The sequence below is a fragment of the Streptomyces sp. NPDC050703 genome (assembly GCF_040654435.1).
Taxonomy (GTDB): Bacteria; Actinomycetota; Actinomycetes; order Streptomycetales; family Streptomycetaceae; genus Streptomyces.
This window is the reverse complement of sequence record NZ_JBFAHX010000004.1, coordinates 81,822-101,913: the sequence shown is the minus strand read 5'-3', so window position 1 is coordinate 101,913 and position 20,092 is coordinate 81,822. Positions and strand designations below refer to the sequence as shown.

General features: G+C 73.1%; 14 protein-coding genes. 10 read left to right on the top strand and 4 right to left on the bottom strand.

Features of this window, described 5'->3' with window-relative positions:
• Positions 1–97: 97 nt before the first annotated feature.
• The gene (locus tag AB0I16_RS05170; RefSeq protein WP_363247962.1) at positions 98–871 is read right to left on the bottom strand and encodes an SDR family oxidoreductase; all 774 of its coding nucleotides are present in this window, start codon (positions 869–871) and stop codon (positions 98–100) included.
• A gap of 59 nt (positions 872–930) precedes the next feature.
• Positions 931–1,608, bottom strand: a complete 678-nt coding sequence (locus AB0I16_RS05165; protein WP_363247961.1) for an MOSC domain-containing protein — start codon at positions 1,606–1,608, stop codon at positions 931–933.
• An 80-nt stretch (positions 1,609–1,688) separates the two neighbouring features.
• Here AB0I16_RS05165 and AB0I16_RS05160 point away from each other — a divergent pair, with 80 nt between their 5' ends.
• Entirely contained in the window at positions 1,689–2,618 is a 930-nt protein-coding gene (locus tag AB0I16_RS05160; protein WP_363247960.1) for a LysR family transcriptional regulator, read from the top strand.
• Positions 2,619–2,731: 113 nt separating this feature from the next.
• Here the strand turns inward: AB0I16_RS05160 and AB0I16_RS05155 are convergent, their stop codons facing one another.
• Entirely contained in the window at positions 2,732–3,082 is a 351-nt protein-coding gene (locus tag AB0I16_RS05155) for a WhiB family transcriptional regulator (RefSeq protein WP_363247959.1), read from the bottom strand.
• A gap of 389 nt (positions 3,083–3,471) precedes the next feature.
• Here AB0I16_RS05155 and AB0I16_RS05150 point away from each other — a divergent pair, with 389 nt between their 5' ends.
• The 4 genes from AB0I16_RS05150 to AB0I16_RS05135 all read left to right on the top strand — a co-directional run bounded on the left by AB0I16_RS05150 (position 3,472) and on the right by AB0I16_RS05135 (position 7,803).
• Positions 3,472–4,083 (top strand): response regulator transcription factor, encoded by a 612-nt coding sequence (locus AB0I16_RS05150; protein ID WP_003948568.1) that lies wholly within the window; start codon positions 3,472–3,474, stop codon positions 4,081–4,083.
• A gap of 266 nt (positions 4,084–4,349) precedes the next feature.
• Complete coding sequence (locus AB0I16_RS05145) at positions 4,350–4,925, top strand: sigma-70 family RNA polymerase sigma factor (RefSeq protein ID WP_062775217.1); 576 nt, start codon at positions 4,350–4,352, stop codon at positions 4,923–4,925.
• Positions 4,926–5,052: 127 nt separating this feature from the next.
• Positions 5,053–6,567, top strand: a complete 1,515-nt coding sequence (gene guaB, locus AB0I16_RS05140; protein WP_363247958.1) for an IMP dehydrogenase — start codon at positions 5,053–5,055, stop codon at positions 6,565–6,567.
• 111 nt (positions 6,568–6,678) lie between these two features.
• Positions 6,679–7,803, top strand: coding sequence for a GuaB3 family IMP dehydrogenase-related protein (locus AB0I16_RS05135; protein ID WP_363247957.1), 1,125 nt, complete (start codon positions 6,679–6,681; stop codon positions 7,801–7,803).
• A gap of 63 nt (positions 7,804–7,866) precedes the next feature.
• Here the strand turns inward: AB0I16_RS05135 and AB0I16_RS05130 are convergent, their stop codons facing one another.
• Complete coding sequence (locus AB0I16_RS05130) at positions 7,867–9,120, bottom strand: nucleotide sugar dehydrogenase (RefSeq protein WP_363247956.1); 1,254 nt, start codon at positions 9,118–9,120, stop codon at positions 7,867–7,869.
• 227 nt (positions 9,121–9,347) lie between these two features.
• Here AB0I16_RS05130 and AB0I16_RS05125 point away from each other — a divergent pair, with 227 nt between their 5' ends.
• The 5 genes from AB0I16_RS05125 to AB0I16_RS05105 all read left to right on the top strand — a co-directional run bounded on the left by AB0I16_RS05125 (position 9,348) and on the right by AB0I16_RS05105 (position 20,005).
• A complete protein-coding gene (locus AB0I16_RS05125; RefSeq protein ID WP_363247955.1) occupies positions 9,348–11,057 on the top strand; it encodes a glycerol-3-phosphate dehydrogenase/oxidase in 1,710 nt (569 codons plus the stop codon).
• A 424-nt stretch (positions 11,058–11,481) separates the two neighbouring features.
• Positions 11,482–13,500, top strand: a complete 2,019-nt coding sequence (locus AB0I16_RS05120) for a serine/threonine-protein kinase (RefSeq protein ID WP_363247954.1) — start codon at positions 11,482–11,484, stop codon at positions 13,498–13,500.
• 198 nt (positions 13,501–13,698) lie between these two features.
• Positions 13,699–16,377 (top strand): protein kinase, encoded by a 2,679-nt coding sequence (locus AB0I16_RS05115; protein ID WP_363247953.1) that lies wholly within the window; start codon positions 13,699–13,701, stop codon positions 16,375–16,377.
• Between the two features lie 166 nt (positions 16,378–16,543).
• A complete protein-coding gene (locus AB0I16_RS05110) occupies positions 16,544–18,217 on the top strand; it encodes a protein kinase (protein WP_363247952.1) in 1,674 nt (557 codons plus the stop codon).
• Positions 18,218–18,406: 189 nt separating this feature from the next.
• Complete coding sequence (locus AB0I16_RS05105) at positions 18,407–20,005, top strand: serine/threonine-protein kinase (RefSeq protein ID WP_363248120.1); 1,599 nt, start codon at positions 18,407–18,409, stop codon at positions 20,003–20,005.
• The last annotated feature ends 87 nt before the right edge of the window (positions 20,006–20,092 follow it).

The window sequence follows — 20,092 nt, the reverse complement described above, 5'->3', positions numbered from 1 at the left end:
CGGGGAGCCGGGCCTCAGCCCTTTTCCGGTTCCCCTCGGGCGCGGGGAACTGCGCGAGCGGACACGCAGGGGCACGCAGGGACGCGGAGGGACAGCCCTACTGGGGGCCGTACTTCCGCCCCGTACGGGACGTGACCCCACTCAGCAGAGGGCGAGGCGCCAGCTTCGCCACCCCCATGAGGGCCTTGTAGCGGGGGTCGGGGATGGACAAGGTCCTGCCCCGCGCGAGATCCGCCAAGGCCGCCGCCACGACCTTGTCGGGGTCGAGCCACATCCACTTGGGGATGTTGTCCGTGCCCATCCCGGCCCGCTCGTGGAACTCCGTACGGACGAAGCCGGGGCAGAGCGCCATCAGCCGTACCCCCGAACCCGCGAGGTCCTTCGCCGCGCCCTGGGTGAACTGCACCACCCACGCCTTCGACGCCCCGTACGTCCCGCGCGGCAGGAACGCCGCCACCGACGCGACGTTCACCACCCCGCCCCTGCCGCGCTCGCGCATGGTCTCCGTCGCCGCCGACGTCAGCCGGAGCACCGCCTCGCAGTGCACCTTCAGCATGGTCAGCTCGTCCGCGACGGGCACCTCCAGATAGCGGCCCTTGTTGCCGAACCCGGCGTTGTTGACCAGCAGGTCGACCGGGTCCCTGCGGCGGGCGAGCCGCTTCTCCACGGCCTCGATGCCGCCGTCCGTCGCGAGGTCGGCGGTGAGCACCTCCGCCTCGATGCCGTGCCGGTCGTGCAGTTCGGTCGCCTGCTCCCGCAGCCGTCTGGTGTCGCGCGCCACGAGGACGAGGTTGTGCCCGTCACCGGCGAGGCGGCGCGCGAAGGCGGCGCCGATGCCGGCGGTAGATCCCGTGATCAGAGCCGTAGTCATGGCCCAAGGCTAGTGAGATCCGGGGATCGGCGCGTACGCGCGGTCGGGGGCCGCCGGGGTCAGGAGGCCCGGCCGCCGTGCCGCGCCACGTAGGCGCGCGCCTTCTCCGCGGCCCCGGCGTCCAGGGCGTCGCCCGCTTCGAGCAGCCTCGGCAGCAGCTCCTTCTCCGTGGTGACGGCACGGAACTGGAGCGCGGCGGTGATGTCGTGCTCCGGCCTGTGCACCACCTCGACCGGGTCGCCGACGCGGATCACCCCCGGTTCGAGCACCCGCAGGTAGGCGCCCGTGACGCCCTGCCGCGTGAACCGCTTCACCCAGCCCCCCTCGCCCAGGTGCCCCTGGAACGTCCGGCAGGGGACGCGCCCGCTCGTCACTTCGAGGAGCGGGCCGCCGCCGATCCGCCAGCGCTCGCCTATCAGCGCCCCGTTCACGTCGACGCCGGCCGTCGTGAGGTTCTCCCCGAAGGCACCGTCGGCCAGCCGCCGCCCCAGCTCGCGCTCCCAGGCGTCGAGGTCCTCGCGCGCGTAGGCGTACACCGCCTGGTCGTTTCCGCCGTGGTGGCGCAGGTCCCCGATCTCGTCGCCCGCGAGACCGCTGCCGCCGACGCCCTTCGGGCCGGGCGCCGACACGTGCACCGGCCCGGTCACCGGGCGCTTGTCGATGCCGGTGAGGCCGGAGGGCGCCGCGGTGTAGGGGACGGCGGTGCGGCGCCCGATGTTCACGGAGAGAAGCTTCATGGCAGGCAGATTAGGCGAACCGCCTCAAAGTGGCGAAGCAATATTTCGCCCTCCACCCAAGCGTCGCTTATGATCGAGGAATGATCGAGGCCCGACATCTCCGTGTGCTGCGTGCCGTCGCCGGCACCGGCTCCTTCTCGGCCGCCGCCCGCGAGCTCGGCTGCACCCAGCCCGCCGTGAGCCAGCAGATGAAGGCCCTCGAAGCCTCCGCCGGCACGCCGCTGCTGATCCGCACCGGCCGCGAGATGCGCCTCACGCAGGCGGGCGAGGCCCTGGTCAGGCACGCCACGGGCATCCTCGCCGGGCTCACCGCCGCGGAGGAGGAGGTCGCCGCCATCGCCGGACTGCGCGCGGGGCGCGTCCGCCTCGTCTCGTTCCCCAGCGGCAGCTCGACGCTCGTCCCCGGCGCCCTCGCGGCGCTGCGCGCGGAGCACCCCGGCACCCGCGTCTCCCTCGTGGAGGCCGAGCCGCCGCGCTCGGTGGAGATGCTGCGCGAGGGCGACTGCGACGTGGCCCTCGCCTTCCGGTACGCGGCGCGGCGCGCGGCGCCCGAGGCCAAGGGGTCCGGCGCGTCCGCCGCCGAGGACTGGGACGACCTCGTCGTACGGCCGCTGCTCGCGGACCGGCTCGTCGGCCTCGTGCCGGAGGGGCATCCGCTGGCCGGGGCGGAGGCGGTCACCATCGGTGAGTTCGCCGACGAGCCCTGGATCGCGGGGTGCCCGCGCTGCCGCAGGCAGCTCGTGGACGTCTGTGAGGGTGCGGGCTTCGTGCCCCGGATCGACTTCGCCACGGACGACTATCCGGCGGTGATCGGCCTGGTGGGCGCCGGCCTCGGGGTGGCGGTCCTGCCCGAGCTCGCGATCGAGTCCGTGCGCCCGAGAGGGGTCCGTACGGTGACGGTGGAGCCGCCGGTGCGGCGGGAGATCGTCGCGCTCACGCTGCCGGACCTGGCGCAGGTGCCGGCCGTCGCCGCCACGCTCGACCACCTCGCGCGGGCCGCTGCCCGCTGAACTGCCCGGTCGGTCAGGAAGGCCGGTCAATCAGGAAGCCAGCCGGTCAGAGAGACCGGTCGGTCTGGGGGCCGGTCGGTCTGGGGGCCGGTCGGTCTGGGAAAAACGTTCCTTCAGTGGTGCGACGACGCCGCCGTCGTGGGCGACGCCGAGGCCGCCGGGGCGGATGACGCGGTGACGAGCCGGTTCCGCGCGCGCCCCATCAGCTCCTCGCGCTCGTCCTCCGTCAGGCCGCCCCACACGCCGTACGGCTCGCGGACGGCCAGCGCGTGCGCCGCGCACTCCGCGCGCACCGGGCACCGCATGCAGACCTCCTTGGCGGAGTTCTCACGGGCCGAGCGCGCCGCGCCGCGCTCACCCTCCGGGTGGAAGAAGAGCGAGCTGTCCACCCCGCGGCAGGCCGCGAGGAGCTGCCAGTCCCACAGATCTGCGTTCGGTCCGGGAAGGCGGGAGAAATCTGCCATTGCTGGTCCCCTTGAAGCCGTTCTGACGCGGATACGGTGCCCACGACCGTACATCTACGATCTAAGGAGATGAAAATATGACTCATTAGGAATCTAGCCTCAGACACCGCAAAAAGGGAAGAAAAGGCGCTAAATGGGGCAGCCCGTGTGATGAAAGCTTGTGGGTCTGCCGCGCCCCCTCCGCCGTATCCGCGCCCTCACGTAGAGTGCCGAAGATGGCTGACAGCCCCGTAACTCTTTCGGGTGACCGTCGTTGAGAGTGCGAGGCGGTTGAAAGAAGAAGCGCTCGGGCAGGTGTCCGAGAGCGTCAACCGCACAGGTGACGAATAAGTACCAGCCTGGAGGCTCAAGGTGACGCGCAGCAGCTGTGAGAGCCGCGGAGGACAGTCATGACATCCGTCCTCGTGTGCGACGACTCCCCGCTTGCCCGAGAGGCGCTCCGCCGCGCGGTCGCGACCGTGCCCGGCGTCGAGCGTGTGACGACAGCGGCCAACGGCGAGGAAGTCCTCCGCCGCTGGGGCGCCGACCGCTCGGACCTGATTCTGATGGACGTGCGCATGCCCGGCCTGGGCGGCGTCGAGACCGTCCGGCGGCTGCTGTCCGCCGACCCCGGTGCGCGCATCATCATGCTCACCGTGGCCGAGGACCTGGACGGGGTCGCGCTCGCCGTCGCCGCCGGTGCCCGCGGCTATCTGCACAAGGACGCCTCGCGCGCGGAGCTGCGGGCGACCGTCACGCAGGCGCTCGCCGACCCCACGTGGCGGCTCGCCCCGCGCAGACTGCGCTCGGCCGAGATGGGCGCGGCGCCCACGCTCACGGCGCGTGAGATCCAGGTCCTTGAGGGCATGAGCCACGGCCGGTCGAACGCGGAGATCGGACGGGAGCTCTTCCTCTCCGAGGACACCGTGAAGACCCACGCCAGGCGGCTGTTCAAGAAGCTCGGCGCCTCCGACCGCGCCCACGCCGTGGCGCTCGGATTCCGCTGGGGCCTGGTCCGCTGAATGTGCCGCCGCGGGGGCACGGCGCTCCCCGCCCGCCGCGTGGTGGGCGGGGCGACGAGTGCCCGCGGCAGGGCGTCGCGGGCGCGGTTGCCGTCGCTTCGCGGCGGATGCCGCATCCTTGAGGTGTGGAGTTCCTCGGGGACGAGTCGATCGAGCGGGAGGGGAGGGCGCGGAGGATGAGTTCCGGCGCACCTGCTCATAACGCTTCAGTGCACAACTACGGACGCGGTGCCACGGATCCGACGCCGTCAAGGCACCATGGACCGATGCGCGAAGACAAGACGACGGTGATCGGTGCCCTCGTCCTCCGCGCCGTCGAGGGGGACGAGCAGGCCACGCACGACCTCCTCGCCCACGTCCACCCCCTCGCGCTGCGCTACTGCCGCACCCGGCTGTCCCGGCTGCCGGGTGACGCGCGCCACTTCGTGGAGGACCTGGCGCAGGAGGTCTGCGTCGCGGTGCTGCTCGCCCTGCCGCGGTACAAGGACACCGGGCGCCCCTTCGAGGCGTTCGTCTTCGCGATCGCGGCGCACAAGGTGGCCGACCTGCAGCGCGCGGCGATGCGCCACCCCGGGTCCACCGCCGTGCCCTCGGACGAGATGCCCGAGCGGCCCGACGACTCGCTCGGCCCCGAGGAGCGCGCGCTGCTCAGCAGTGACGCCGAGTGGGCCAAGAAGCTCCTCGCCAACCTCCCGGACAACCAGCGCGAGCTGCTGCTGCTCCGGATCGCCGTGGGGCTCACCGCCGAGGAGACCGGGCAGATGCTGGGGATGTCGCCGGGCGCGGTGCGGGTGGCCCAGCACCGCGCGCTGAGCCGGCTGCGGGCGCTCGCCGAGCAGTGACCTCGCCCACCTCCCCGGCCGTACGAACGCACGAATCCGCCCGATGATCTTGCTCGTGGAATGAGACACCCTCCACGGCCGTTAGCATGGACATCCGCACCGATCAAGGCCATTTGGGGAAGGTGTCATGACTGCAAACGGCGGTTCTTCGACTGAGGTGCCCGAGAAATTCGCGACACTCGGGCTGACCTACGACGACGTGCTGCTGCTGCCGGGCGCGTCGGAAGTGCTCCCCAACGCGGTCGACACCTCGTCCCGCATCTCCAGGAACGTCCGGGTGAACATCCCGCTGCTCTCCGCGGCGATGGACAAGGTCACCGAGGCCCGCATGGCGATCGCCATGGCCCGCCAGGGCGGTGTCGGTGTCCTGCACCGCAACCTCTCCATCGAGGACCAGGTCAACCAGGTCGACCTCGTGAAGCGCTCCGAGTCCGGCATGGTCACCGACCCGATCACGGTGCACCCCGACGCCACGCTCGCCGAGGCCGACGCCCTCTGCGCGAAGTTCCGCATCAGCGGCGTCCCGGTGACCGACGCGGCGGGCAAGCTGCTCGGCATCGTCACCAACCGCGACATGGCCTTCGAGAACGACCGCACCCGGCAGGTGCGCGAGGTCATGACCCCCATGCCGCTGGTCACGGGCAAGGTCGGCATCTCCGGTGTGGACGCCATGGGGCTGCTGCGCCGCCACAAGATCGAGAAGCTGCCGCTGGTCGACGACGCCGGTGTGCTCAAGGGCCTCATCACCGTCAAGGACTTCAAGAAGGCCGAGCAGTACCCGAACGCGGCCAAGGACGCCGAGGGCCGGCTGCTCGTCGGTGCCGCCGTGGGCGCGAGCCCCGAGGCACTGGAGCGCGCCCAGGCGCTCGCCGGAGCCGGGGTCGACTTCCTGATCGTCGACACCTCCCACGGCCACAACAGCAACGCCCTGAGCTGGATGTCGAAGATCAAGTCGGCCGTGGGCATCGACGTGATCGGCGGCAACGTCGCCACCCGCGACGGCGCGCAGGCCCTGATCGACGCCGGCGTCGACGGCGTCAAGGTGGGCGTCGGACCGGGCTCGATCTGCACCACCCGCGTGGTCGCCGGCATCGGCGTCCCGCAGGTCACCGCGATCTACGAAGCGGCGGTCGCGGCCCGCGCGGCCGGCGTGCCGGTCATCGGCGACGGCGGCCTCCAGTACTCCGGCGACATCGGCAAGGCGCTCGCCGCCGGCGCCGACACCGTGATGCTCGGCTCGCTCCTCGCGGGCTGCGAGGAGTCGCCGGGTGAGCTGATGTTCATCAACGGCAAGCAGTTCAAGTCGTACCGCGGCATGGGCTCGCTCGGTGCCATGCAGTCCCGCGGCCAGGGCCGGTCCTACTCCAAGGACCGCTACTTCCAGGCCGAGGTCGCCTCCGACGACAAGCTCGTGCCCGAGGGCATCGAGGGCCAGGTGCCCTACCGCGGCCCGCTGGCCAACGTCCTGCACCAGCTCGTCGGCGGCCTGCGCCAGACGATGGGCTACGTCGGCGCGGCGAGCATCGACCAGATGGAGAGCAAGGGCCGCTTCGTCCGCATCACGTCCGCGGGCCTCAAGGAGAGCCACCCGCACGACATCCAGATGACGGTCGAGGCGCCGAACTACAGCCGTACGAAGTAGTCGCCAGGCCGCACGCACGCGTGAGGGGGCGGTCCCGGGTCACCGGGGCCGCCCCCGCGGTGCGTGTCGGGGATACTGGACAGGCAGACCAAGAGGGAAAGGCCCCACAACGTGACTGAGATCGAGATCGGGCGCGGCAAGCGCGGCCGCCGCGCGTACGCCTTCGACGACATCGCCGTCGTACCGAGCCGGCGCACCCGCGACCCGAAGGAGGTCTCGATCGCGTGGCAGATCGACGCCTACCGCTTCGAGCTGCCCTTCCTGGCCGCCCCCATGGACTCGGTGGTCTCCCCGCAGACCGCGATCCGCATCGGTGAGCTCGGCGGCCTCGGCGTCCTGAACCTCGAAGGGCTCTGGACGCGGTACGAGGACCCGCAGCCGCTGCTCGACGAGATCGCGGAGCTGGACTCGGAGACCGCCACCCGGCGCCTCCAGGAGATCTACTCCGCGCCGATCCAGGCCGACCTCATCGGGCAGCGCATCAAGGAGGTGCGCGACTCCGGTGTGGTCACCGCCGCCGCGCTCTCCCCGCAGCGCACCGCCGAGTTCTCCAAGGCCGTCGTGGACGCCGGGGTCGACATCTTCGTCATCCGCGGTACGACGGTCTCCGCCGAGCACGTCTCCGGGGCCGCCGAGCCGCTGAACCTCAAGCAGTTCATCTACGAGCTCGACGTGCCGGTCATCGTCGGTGGCTGCGCCACCTACACGGCCGCCCTGCACCTGATGCGCACCGGCGCGGCGGGTGTCCTGGTCGGCTTCGGCGGCGGCGCCGCGCACACCACGCGCAACGTCCTGGGCATCCAGGTGCCGATGGCCACGGCCGTCGCCGACGTCGCCGCAGCCCGCCGTGACTACATGGACGAGTCCGGCGGCCGGTACGTGCACGTCATCGCCGACGGCGGCGTGGGCTGGTCCGGCGACCTGCCCAAGGCCATCGCGTGCGGCGCCGACTCCGTGATGGTGGGCTCCCCGCTGGCCCGCGCCACGGACGCGCCCGGCAAGGGCCACCACTGGGGCATGGAGGCCGTCCACGAGGACGTGCCGCGCGGCAAGAAGGTGGACCTCGGCACGGTCGGCACGACCGAGGAGATCCTGACCGGCCCCTCGCACATCCCGGACGGTTCGATGAACTTCTTCGGGGCGCTGCGCCGCGCCATGGCGACCACGGGCTACAGCGAGCTCAAGGAGTTCCAGCGCGTCGAGGTGACGGTCGCGGACTCGCAGCACAAGCGCTGACGGCGACACGCGCGGAAGGGCCCCGGTACGGGTGTACCGGGGCCCTTCCGCGTCCCCAGGGCCTCAGAGCCGGTGCGCCGCGCCCGCCGGGGTGGCGCCCCTGGTGTCCAGCAGGAGCTGGGCCTTCACGGCGAGTCCTTGCAGGTCGTACGTGCGGTGGTGCTGGAGGAGGATCGTGAGGTCGGCGTCGGCGGCCGCCTCGTAGAGGGAGTCCGCGCGGGGGATGGGGTGCCCGAGCACCTGCCAGCTCGGCACGTAGGGGTCGTGGTAGCTGACGGCCGCCCCGAGCTCCATGAGGCGGGCCGCCACCTCCTGGGCGGGGGCGCCCTGCTGGTCGGCGAGGTCGGGCTTGTAGGTGACGCCGAGCAGGAGCACGCGCGCGCCGCGGGCGGACTTGCCGTGTTCGTTCAGGAGGGTCGCCGCGCGCTGGATGACGTACTGGGGCATGCGGTCGTTGACCTGCTGGGCCAGTTCGACCATGCGCAGGGGGCGAGCGCCGCGGGCGGGCCCGGGGATGTCCATGGGGACGCCGTGGCCGCCGACGCCGGGGCCGGGGCGGAAGGCGTGGAAGCCGAAGGGCTTGGTCTCGGCGCAGCGGATGACGTCCCACAGGTCGATGCCCAGGTCGTGGCAGAGCACCGCCATCTCGTTGACCAGGGCCATGTTCACGTGCCGGTAGTTGGTCTCCAGGAGGTGCACGGTCTCGGCCTCGCGGGGGCCACGCGCGCGTACGACCTTGTCGGTGAGGCGGCCGTAGAAGGCCGCGGCCGACTCGGTGCAGGCCGGGGTGATGCCGCCGATGACCTTGGGGGTGCCCGCGTAGCCGTGGTCGCGGTTGCCGGGGTCGAGGCGGCCGGGGGAGTACGCCAGGTGGAAGTCGCGCCCGGCGACCAGCCCCGAGCCGGCTTCGAGGAGGGGACGGATGAATTCCTCGGTGGTGCCGGGGTACGCGGGGGACTCCACGATGACGGTGGTGTGCGGCCGCAGCCGTGCGGCAAGCGCCCGGGCCGCCTCGGCCACCTGGCTCATGTCGAGCGAGCGGTCGGCGGCGGGCGGGGCAGGGGCGCAGATCACGGCGGTGCGGACGCGGCCGAGCTGGGCGGGGTCGGTGGTGGGCCTGAAGCCCTTGGCGAGCATCCGGCGGAGGTCGGCGGCGGTGAGGATGCCCTCGGTGCCGTCGCTCGGCAGGCGGCCCCCCGCCAGGTCGGTGGCGCGGACGGGGTCGTAGCCGATGGTCGCGATGGAGCGTGCGACGGCGGTCTGCGCGAGGGGCAGGCCGAGGTGGCCGAGACCGATGACGGCGAGATCTGCGGGCATGGCGGTGGGCCGTCCTCCCAATAGCCGGAGCGGTACGAGCGCGCAAGCCCTGTGGACAAGAGAGGCGAGCGCAATGTCAGACTAGGAGTAAATATGACCGTTTTGCGGTATTGCTTCGTGCCGGGCTCCGGAGTGTTGTCCACAGGCTGCGGGCGAGATCAGCGGGCGCGGCCGAAATCTGGGCATGATGTGAGTCCGACCACACCCGATCCATGCGGGAGGCAGCGGTGAGGACAGCGACACTGGGCCCGGCCGAGCGTGCCGAGTCACTCGCGGGAATGGCCGACCGGGAGCTGGACATCCTGGTCGTCGGCGCAGGCGTGGTCGGTGCCGGCACGGCTCTGGACGCCGTCACCCGGGGCCTGTCCACCGGTCTCGTCGAGGCGAGGGACTGGGCGTCGGGCACGTCCAGCAGATCGAGCAAGCTGATCCACGGCGGACTCCGCTATCTGGAGATGCTCGACTTCGCGCTGGTGCGCGAGGCCCTGAAGGAGCGCGGCCTCCTCCTCGAACGCCTCGCCCCGCACCTGGTGAAGCCGGTGCCGTTCCTCTACCCCTTGCAGCACAAGGGCTGGGAGAGGCTGTACGCGGGATCGGGCGTCGCGCTGTACGACGCCATGTCGATGTCGCGCGGCCACGGCCGCGGCCTGCCCGTGCACCGCCATCTCACGCGCCGCCACGCCCTGCGCGTCGCCCCGTGCCTGAAGAAGGACGCCCTGGTCGGCGCGATGCAGTACTACGACGCGCAGATGGACGACGCCCGCTATGTGGCCACCCTGGTCCGCACCGCTTCGGCGTACGGCGCGAAGGTCGCCAACCGCGCCAAGGTCACCGGCTTCCTGCGCGAGGGCGAGCGCGTGGTCGGCGCCCGGGTCGAGGACGTCGAGGGCGGCGGGGAGTACGAGATCCGCGCCAAGCAGGTGGTGAACGCCACCGGCGTGTGGACGGACGACACCCAGGCGATGGTCGGCGAGCGGGGCCAGTTCCACGTCAGGGCGTCCAAGGGCATCCATCTGGTCGTGCCGAAGGACCGGATCAACTCCACGACGGGCCTCATCCTGCGGACCGAGAAGAGCGTCCTCTTCGTCATCCCGTGGGGACGGCACTGGATCGTGGGCACGACCGACACGGACTGGGACCTCGACAAGGCGCATCCGGCCGCGTCCAGCGCCGACATCGACTATCTCCTGGAGCACGTGAACTCGGTGCTCGCGAGGCCGCTCTCCCGCGACGACGTCCAGGGGGTGTACGCGGGACTCAGGCCCCTGCTCGCCGGCGAGTCCGACGCCACGAGCAAGCTCTCCAGGGAGCACACGGTCGCCCATCCGGCGCCCGGCCTCGTGGTCATCGCCGGCGGCAAGTACACGACGTACCGCGTGATGGCCAAGGACGCCGTCGACGAGGCCGTGCACGGCCTCGACCAGCGCGTCGCCGACTGCGTCACGGAGGACACCCCGCTCGTGGGCGCCGAGGGGTACCGCGCGCTGTGGAACGCGCGGGCGAGGATCGCCGCCCGGACGGGCCTTCATGTGGTGCGCGTGGAACACCTGTTGAACCGGTACGGCGCCCTGGCCGAGGAAGTGCTCGAACTGGTCACCGCCGACCCCGCCCTCGGCGCGCCGCTCCAGGCGGCCGACGACTATCTGCGGGCCGAGGTCGTCTATGCCGCGTCGCACGAGGGCGCCCGGCACCTGGACGACGTGCTGACGCGCCGGACGCGCATCTCCATCGAGACGTTCGACCGGGGCACGCGCAGCGCCCGGGAGTGCGCCGAGCTGATGGCGCCCGTCCTCGGCTGGGACAAGGACCAGATCGAGCGTGAGGTCCAGCACTACGAGAAGCGGGTGGAGGCCGAGCGGGAGTCGCAGCGCCAGCCCGACGACCTGACGGCGGACGCCGCGAGGCTGGGGGCGCCGGACATCGTGCCGTTGAGTTGACCCGCTTGTCCTTCCCTGTCCGCTATATGACGTGGCGTCGGGTGATGCGGCGGCAGGAGGGGGAGGCTGCGGTGACCGCCGCTCCGGCCGGGGCGTGACCAGTTGCGAGGGTCTGCCGTGCCGGGAGCGGCGAGCTGTGGGGCACAGGGCCGCGGTCCGGGCCTTGCCTCGGCCGATGAGCAGCGGAAGAGTGGCCTCCGTGGCCACCGCCGAGAGTCGGTCGGCCGACGGACAGCCAGATCAGGCCCGCCGTAAGGGGGTTGGCCCGCACGGAGCCCGGTATGGGCACGGCGGTCCCGCCCCACGCGCGGCCCATCGTGCGCAACGGTGGACCCTGGGCGCCGGGCGGTCCCCGAGTAGGGGACAATGAAGGCTCTGTCAGGGCGGGTTGCGCGGGTAGCAGCGGTAGCAGCAGAGGGGACGCATGTCGGACGCGGAGCAGACGGGTGAGGCCCGTCGGGACAAGAGCGAACGTCTCCTCGCCGGCCGGTACCGGCTGGGAGAGGTGCTCGGCCGCGGCGGCATGGGCACGGTGTGGCGCGCCAAGGACGAGACGCTGGGCCGCACGGTCGCGGTGAAGGAGCTGCGGTTCCCGTCGAGCATCGACGAGGAGGAGAAGCGGCGGCTCATCACGCGCACGCTGCGCGAGGCGAAGGCGATCGCGCGAATCCGCAACACCAGCGCCGTGACGGTCTACGACGTCGTGGACGAGGACGACCGGCCGTGGATCGTGATGGAGCTGGTGGAGGGCAAGTCCCTCGCCGAGGTGATCCGCGAGGACGGGCTGCTCACGCCGAGGCGGGCGGCCGAGGTCGGCCTCGCCGTGCTCGACGTGCTGCGCTCCGCGCACCGCGAGGGCATCCTGCACCGTGACGTCAAGCCGTCGAACGTGCTGATCGCCGAGGACGGCCGGGTGGTCCTCACGGACTTCGGCATCGCGCAGGTCGAGGGCGACCCGTCGATCACGTCCACGGGCATGCTCGTCGGCGCGCCCTCGTACATCTCGCCCGAGCGCGCCCGCGGCCACAAGCCGGGCCCGGCGGCCGACCTCTGGTCACTGGGCGGCCTGCTGTACGCGGCGGTGGAGGGCGTGCCGCCCTACGACAAGGGTTCGGCCATCGCGACCCTCACCGCGGTGATGACCGAGGATGTGGAACGGCCCACGAACGCCGGGCCGGCCCTGGAGAAGGTCATCTACGGCCTGCTCGCCAAGGACCCCGCGCAGCGGCTCGACGACGCGGGAGCGCGGGCGCTCCTGCGGGACGTCATCCACGCGCCGGAGGCCAAGGCGGCGCCCGAGCCGGTCGAGGCGACGAAGGTGGTGCCGCTGCCGCCGGTCCCGGAGAGGCCGGCCAAGCTGACCAAGCAGTCGAAGGCGGGCGGCCAGGCCAGGCCCGCGAAGAAGGCGGGCGCCGCCGCCGGCGCGGGCGCGGCCACCGGTGTCGGGAGCAAGGCCGAGGAGGCCGCCGACCGGCTGAAGGACGCGTTCCGGTCGGTCCGCAAGGCGACGACGCCCGGTTCGCCGTCGGGCACGGGCGGCGCGGCGGGTGCCGGAGCGGCCACGAGGGCGGGTGGCGCCGGGGTCGGCGCGGGTGCCGGGAGCGTGCCCGGCACCGCCGCGGTGCCGCCGCCCGGGACGCCGCCGAGGGGAGCGCCGAGGGTGCCTCCCAAGGCGTCGCTCACCGACGTGGTGCCGCGGCGGACGCTGGTGATAGTCACCGTGGTGGCCGTGCTCGCGGTGCTCGGCACGGTGCTGGCCTTCGCGCTCTCCGGCGGCGACGACAGCGGTTCCGGCAAGGACAGCAAGGGCGGCGACAAGGCCGCGTCCAGCGGGGCGACCGCCGGGGACGGCAAGGACGACAAGGGCGACAAGGGCGCCGGTTCGGACGACAGCAAGGACGGGGCCCAGGGCGAGGGCAAGGGCAAGACCGAGGACCCCGGCAAGGACGAGGACGCCGACGAGGGCCAGGGCCACGACCCAAGCAAGGACGAGGCCAAGAAGCCCGCCGACGGCGCGGCGTCGACGTACAAGCACGACCAGGGCTTCAAGATCGGGCTGCCCAAGGGGTGGAAGTTCCAGACCACGAGCCGCGCGGGCGCGCGGTTCAGCGGTCCCGACGGGCAGAAGCTGCTCGTCGGATGGACGACGACGCCCAAGGACGACCCGGTGAGCGACTGGAAGAACCAGGAGAACTACATGGTCCGGTCGCAGTACGACCGGATTCGCATCGAGAAGGTGGGCTTCCGCGGCTGGAACACCGCCGACTGGGAGTTCACCTACGTGGACGGCGGGACCAAGTACCGGTCGGTGGACCGCGGCTTCGTCGTCCACAGCGGCCTGGGCTACGGACTGATGTACACCGCCAAGGCCGACGACTGGGGCAGCGAGCAGCGGCGTTCCGCGTGGAAGACCTTCACGCGGACGTTCCAGCCGAAGTCCTGAGACCGGCCTGCCCGCCGTACGGGGACCGGGCGGCTCGGAGGCCCGGCGGGTTACGGGGACGGCGGGTTACGGGGACGGCAAGCGTGGGCCTGAGATTTGGGCGCCGAGATCTCGTATCGCCTCATTGGGGTGCGGGTAGGGCACGTATCGTGAGGACGTGCGGACCCCGCGCAGCGCGATGAGCCGCTACGGACCGCAATGAGCCGCAAGACGAACGGAATTGACCACCGGGCGGACGGGGAAGGCATCGTGGACGACTACGCGGGTCGGGTGCTCGCCGACCGCTACCGCCTGCCGTTACCGCCCACGGACGAGTACGAACTGGCCGAGTCCCGTGCCTTCGACACGTACAGCGGGCAGGAAGTGCTGGTCAGGCAGGTTCCGTTGCCCGAGGTCGTCGAGGCGGAGGTCCTCGACGAGGACGATCTGCCCGAGGGCTTCGTGCCCAGGGCCGGCGCCGCGGGCGGCATGCGGCGGGCCTCGGCGCGGACGACGCGCAGGCCGACGGACCCCGCGGTGCGGCGCGCCATGGAGGCGGCGCAGACGGCCGCGCAGATACCCGATCACCCACGGCTCGACCAGGTCTTCGACGTGTTCGCCGAGGGCGGCTCGCTGTGGATAGTGAGCGAACTGGTGGCGGCGCGCCCTCTGGCGGCGCTCCTCGCCGACCGGCCGCTGAGCCCGTACCGGGCGGCCGAGGTCGCCGCGGACGTCCTGGCGGCGCTGCGCGTGCTGCACGCGCACGGCTGGGTGCACCGGAACATCACCGCCCGCACGGTGCTGATCTGCGACGACGGCCGCGTGATGCTGACCGGCCTGGCGGCCGGAGCGGCCGAGGAAGCCCTGTGCGGATACGACCCTCGCCCGGTGGAGGCCGGCCAGCCGGCGGGCTCCGCGGGCTCGGTGGGGAACGTGTCGGCGTACGAAGGGGCCTTCGAACCGGGCCTGGACGACGGCGGTGCGTACGAGTCGGGCGAAGAGGTGCTCGAACCGGCGCCGGCGGCCGGCTTCGCGGAGTCCGCGGTGCGGCGCGCCGTCGAGGCGGCGGACACCGCGGGAGCGGCGTGGAACGACGCGCGGACCGCGCGCGCGGGCGCGGCCGTCGCGGCGTACCGGGCGGGCACGAGGGCCGCGGCGCGTCTCGGCGACGAGGAGAGCGGCGGACGCGGGGTGCCGCAGCCGCGGAGCGGCGGCGGGAGCGGTCCGGGCAGGGCGGCCGGGGCCGAGACGGAGCCCGGGCCGCCCGGAAGGATCACGGACCCGTACGGAGTGGCGGGGACGAAGCCGTGGCACGCCGCGGAGCCGCGCGGCGGCGTCCCCGCGGCCCGCGCGGGCGACCCCGCACCGCCCACCGGCGCCACGGCCCGTCGCAAGGGCGCGCCCGGCGGCGCGGGCGAGCCCCGCACCCCCGAAGCCACCCCCGCCCCGACCGGCACCGGCGCCCCCGCCGGCGGCTTCGGCGAGTGGGGGGACGCGGGCGAGGCGCGGCGGGGCCCCGGCAGCGCCCTGGACGCCGAGCGGGCGCGGCACGCGCGCATGGTCGTGGTGGGGGCCGTCACCGAGCGGTGGGCGCCCGAGCAGGCGGGCCCCGTGCACGAGAACTGGCAGCTCGCCGCGCCGATCGGCCCGGCCACCGACCTGTGGGCCCTGGGCGCCCTCCTCTTCAGGGCCGTGCAGGGACACGCGCCCTACCCCGAGGACAGCACCGCGGAACTGGTGCAGATGGTGTGCGCGGAACCGCCCGCCTTCGCCGAGGAGTGCGGACCGCTGCGGCCCGTGGTGGAGTCGCTGCTGCGTCAGGACCCCACCGACCGCCTCGACTTCGAGGAGGTCAACGGCTGGCTCCGCTCACTGGTGCGGTCCGCGCCGGAGCCGGAGGCGGGGGCGCACGTGGTGCCGGTGCCGCCGTACGACGCGGGGCGCCTGCCCATCGTGCGCCGCAGGGGCGAGGTCGTGCGCAAGCGCCGGGCGTCCGCGCCCGCCACCACCGGGGGGCACGGTCGGCACAAGCGCGGCAGGGGCAGGGCCGTGCGGGCGTCCGGGCCGCCGCCCGAGCCGCGCAAGCTGCGCGGGACGCCGCCGCCCCCGCGCGAGGCCGCGCCCGTGTCGCGGGAGCGCGGCCCCGCGCGCCCGCGGTCGCTGGGACGGCTGCTGCTGCTCGCCATCCTGATCGGCCTCGTGGCGGCGATCGCGTACGCCATGCTGTTCATGCCCAAGAACGACGAGGGGGGCTCGGGCGACCGGGCCGGGTCCGTGGGCGAGGCCGGTTCGGCGGCGCCGCCGAACCCCGACCCCAGCGACGGGGAGAAGCCCGGGAAGGACCCTGAGAACGACCCCGGCAAGGACAAGGGCAAGGGCAGGGACGGGGACGCGTCCGGCAAGAACCGCGGCTCGCAGCAGCCGCAGACCACAGGACCCGAGCTGCCGCAGGGGTTCGTCCTGCGCAAGGACACCGAGGGATTCCGCGTGGCCGTCGCGCGCGGCTGGGACCGGCAGCCGAAGAACGGCCGCGGCCAGGTCCGTTACACCCACGGCGACTTCGAACTCCTGGTGGTCCCGGGCCGCGACACGACCGACGGCTACGGCCGGGACCCCATGAAGTACCAGCGCGAGCACGAGCGGGAGCTTCAGCCGTTCCGCGACTCGTCCTGGGCCACCTCCAGCGGCATGCGGCGCATCGACGTCGGCGGGCGGGCCATGGCCGAGGGGCAGTTCACCTGGCAGGACGACGCGGGCCGCGAGCTCTACGTACGCAATCTCGCGATGGTCGTCGGCGGCAAGTACCACGTGGTGCAGGTGCGCGGTCCGGAGGCCGAGCGGGACGAGGTGACGCGGATCTACGAACAGGCGTCCGCCACCTACCGCGTCTCCGGCTGATCCCCGACGGGCCCTCAGAACCCTTCCTGACCAGGCCCGGAGAGCGTGGGCCGCCCCGTCCGGCATGCGCGGCAAGCGTCACATTGAGGTCTCCGTGGCCCCCCTGCGGTTCCCTGCGCGCGGCCCGCTCCTTAACCTGGCCCTGTCAAGACCATTGCGGGGGAACGTGAATCAGAGCCAGGGCCTGCTCCTCGCGGGCCGCTACCGTCTCGGTGAATCCATTGGCCGCGGTGGCATGGGACGGGTGTGGCGCGCGCAGGACGAGGTGCTGCACCGTACCGTCGCCGTCAAGGAACTGACGGCCGCGCAGTTCGTGCAGGAGGCCGACCGCGCGGTCCTCTTCGCGCGGACCCAGACGGAGGCGCGGGCGGCGGCCAGGATCAACCATCCCGCCGTCGTCACCGTCCACGACGTCCTCCAGTACGACGACCGGCCGTGGATCGTGATGGAGCTGGTCGAGGGCTGTTCGCTCGCGGACGCCGTCAAGGACCAGGGCCGCGTGGAGCCGGTCGAGGCCGCCCGGATCGGCCTGTGGACCCTGAAGGCGCTGCGGGCCGCGCACGCCGCGGGGGTGCTGCACCGCGACGTCAAGCCCGGCAACGTCCTGCTCGCCGACGACCGCCGCATCCTGCTCACCGACTTCGGGATCGCCGCGATCGAGGGCGACTCGACGATCACCCGCACCGGGGAGGTCGTCGGCTCCGTCGACTACCTCGCGCCCGAGCGGGTCAGCGGCGCCAACCCGGGCCCCGCGTCCGACCTGTGGGCGCTCGGGGCCACGCTGTACACGGCGGTCGAGGGCACCTCGCCGTTCCGGCGCACGTCGCCGCTCGGCACCATGCAGGCCGTCGTCACCGAGGAGCCGCCCCCGCCCGCGCACGCGGGCCTGCTCGCGCCCGTCATCGAGGCGCTCCTGCGCAAGGACCCGGCGGCCAGGCCGACCGCCGAGGAGGCGGAGTCGATGCTGGCCGAGGCCGCGGAGGGGCGGCGGCCGAGCGCGGCGCAGGCCTATGTGCCGACCCAGGCGCACCCCATCCGCCCGCGGCAGGCCACCTCGTACGGCCGGACCACCCCCTACGGCGTGGCGGGCCCGTACGGCTCGGCGGCGCCACACGGTTCAGCGGGCCCGTACGGTTCGGCGGCGGTCCCGCACGGCGCGGGGCCCGTCACGGCCGTCCAGGGTGCCGGTGGCGGCCACGACGCCCACGGCCGGGGCCCCGCGGCGGATCGGGCCGGGTCGCGCCGCCGCGGGCTCGCCGTCGCCGCCCTCGTGGTCGCGGCCGCCCTGCTCGGCGGCGGCGGAGTCCTCGGCTTCCTGCACCTCACCGGCGGCGACGGCGAGGAACAGGGGCGGACCGCGGGGCAACAGGCGGGGCAGTCCGTGAGCGGCATACCCGCCGACTGGGAGCGCGTGAAGGACCCCGACGGCTTCAGCCTCATGCTGCCCAAGGGCTGGAAGCGCCAGGCGAACGGCAGCCAGGTGGACTACACGCCGGACGGCGGACGGCGCTTCCTGCGGATCGGCGTCGACAAGAGCCCCGACTTCGACTCCCCGTACATGCATCAGCTGGACCTGGAGAAGGGCCTGCGGAAGTACCAGGACTACCGGCGGCTGCACCTGGACTCGAACACGTTCCGCAGCCGGCACGGAGCCCTCTGGGAGTTCAGCTGGACGGCCGGGGCGAACGACACCACCAAGGGCCCCCGGCGGGCCATCGAACAGATCTACATCAGCAAGGACGGCGTCGAGTACGCCATCTACCTCTCGGCCCCCGCCGAGGGCTGGGACACCACCCGGCAGCAGTTCGACTCGATGCTCCGGGGCTGGCGGGAGGGCTGACGCGGGCCCCGGGTGCCCCGGTGCACCAGTGGGGCTCCCGGTGGCTGCGGCCGGAACCAGCCGCCCGGCGGTGACACCCATTTCCTTCGTACACGTGTGGGGCATGATGGCCGCATGGGGAGCCTGGGAGACCACGCCGGCGCGGCCGGCGCCGGCGCGGGCAGAGCCGGCGGAGGGGACGCCGACGCCATGGGGGGCGACGGCAACGCCCGGGTGATCGCGGGGCGTTACCGTCTCGACGCGCGGCTCGGCCGGGGCGGCATGGGCACGGTGTGGCGCGCCACGGACCTGCTGCTCGGCCGCCAGGTCGCCGTCAAGGAACTGGACAGGGACGAGACGCTCTCCGACACCGAGGCCGCGCAGCAGCGCGAGCGCACCCTGCGCGAGGCCCGCGCGGTCGCCCAGCTGCGGCATCCGCACATCGTCGTCGTCCACGACGTCGTCGAGCACGGCGAGCAGCCGTACATCGTCATGGAGTTGATCGAGGGCGGGTCGCTGGCCCGGCAGATCGGCCGGACGGGTCCGCTCGACGCGCAGACCGTCGCCAGGATGGGCATCGACCTGCTCGGCGCCCTGAGCACCGCCCACGAGGCGGGCATCCTGCACCGCGACCTGAAGCCCGCCAATGTGCTCGTGGAGCGGGCCGGCGGCCGTGTCGTGCTCACCGACTTCGGGATCGCGCAGGTCAGCGGGGCGACGACGCTCACGGAAGTGGGGTCGTTCGTGGGCTCGCCGGAGTACACCGCGCCCGAGCGCATCGCGGGGGAGCGGACCGGACCCGCCTCCGACCTCTGGTCGCTCGGCGCGCTGCTCGTCACCGCGCTCGCGGGCGAGTCGCCCTTCCGCAGGGACTCGATCGGCGGTGTCCTGCACGCCGTCATATACGAGGAGATCCGCCCGCCGGAGCGCGCGGCCCCGCTCCTCCCCGTCGTCAACGGCCTGCTGGAGCGGGACCCGAGGCGGCGCCTCGACGCGGCGGGGGCCGAGCGGCTGCTCCGGGAGTACGTCGACACGGGGCGCATGTCCGCGCCGCCGGCCGGCGGCAGGGGAGCGGGCCGCGAAGGCGCGGGGCACGGACGCCTGGCGGGCGCGCGGCGCGTCCTGCTGCCGAGGCCCGCCCGGGCGCTGGGGCCGCGCGGGCGCCAGAGACGGGCCGTGCTGATCACGGCGGCGCTGGTGGCGGCCGTGACCGGGGGCGCGGTCTCGGCCACCGCGTTGCTGCTCGGCAGGGACGGCGACGACGGAAAACCGGCCAACACGGCGTCGCCATCGCCGACCACCGTCCCCCCGAGCCCCACGGTCACCGTCACCGAGGAGACGCCGTCGCCCGGCCCCTCCACCCCGCAGGCACCCGACGGCTACCGCCTCGCCAAGGACCCCGAGGGCTTCGAGCTCGCGGTGCCGCGCGGCTTCGTGCGCCGGACCGACGGCGTCCGGATCTTCTACGTCTCGCCGGGCGGCACCTACCGCGTCGGCATCAAGGAGGCCGAGCCGGAGCCGGGCGGACCGCTCGCGGTACAGCGCCGCGCCGACGACGAGGGGCCGCGGACCAACCCCGGCTACCGCGACGGCGAGATCACCGAGACCACCCGCAACGGCAGGCCCGCGGCGCTCTGGGAGTTCATCTGGGACGACCCCGGCAAGGCGGGCGGCGAGCGGCAGACGTACGACCTGTGCTGGGCGGAGGGCGGCAAGATGTACGACGTGTGGGTCTCGGGGCCCGCGGAGGAGTCGGAGCAGGTGCGGAAGTACTTCGACACGGCGGTCGACACGTTCGTACGGCGCTAGGAGGCGTCGTCAGGGCCGGTCGTACGGTGGTCGCCCCTGCTGTCCGGGCCCGTGCATCACCCCGGTCACAAGTGAGCGGCCTGGCTG